This is a genomic window from Bacteroides sp. HMSC067B03 (assembly GCF_001811315.1).
GTDB lineage: Bacteria > Bacteroidota > Bacteroidia > Bacteroidales > Bacteroidaceae > Bacteroides > Bacteroides faecis.
In genome coordinates, this window is sequence record NZ_KV804229.1 from 1 (window position 1) to 633 (window position 633).

The 633-nt window shown below is 52.0% G+C and carries 1 protein-coding gene; it reads left to right on the forward strand.

What is annotated here, in order from left to right; all coding sequences use genetic code 11:
* Nucleotides 1-2 precede the first annotated feature (2 nt).
* On the forward strand, nt 3-633 hold a 631-nt coding region (gene mbpB / locus HMPREF2794_RS00665), incomplete at its 3' end, for a mobilization protein MbpB (RefSeq protein ID WP_070750550.1).

The window sequence follows — 633 nt, forward strand, 5'->3', positions numbered from 1 at the left end:
CGATGATAGGGAAAGGGAAAAGCATATCACATGGCGTGGCGGCACTGGAGTATGACCTTGCCAAGGAGATAGACGGGCAGGCAGCAGCCACCGAGATAGCCCGGCATGAGCTTTACGGGTGTACGGGTGCGGAAATGGTGCAGGAGATGAAACCTTACTTCACTGATTTTCCGAACGTAAAGAACAACTGCCTGCGTTTTGAGGTCAGCCCCTCGATAGAGGAAAGTTCCAGCTTCACCGATGCGGACTGGGCAGAACTTGGCAACGACTTCATGCAGCGCATGGGACTGATGAACCACCAGTACATCATCATCAAACACAGTGGGACAGAGAGCAAGAAAGAACAAGCCCACCTGCACATACTGGCAAACCGGATATCCCTTTCCGGGGAACTCTACCGGGACAACTGGATAGGAAAACGGGCAACGGAAGCCGCCAACGCCATAGCCAAGGAGCGGAACTTCGTGCAGTCGCAGGACATCGGCAAAGCCAACAAAGAGGAAATCAAGGAAGTCATGAACAGCGTACTGAAGAAAATGCAGGGTTTTGACTTAACCAAATTTCAAGAAGAACTTGGTAAACTGGGCTTCAAGGTCCGAGAAGCCAGGGCAAGCACCGGGAAACTTAACGGCT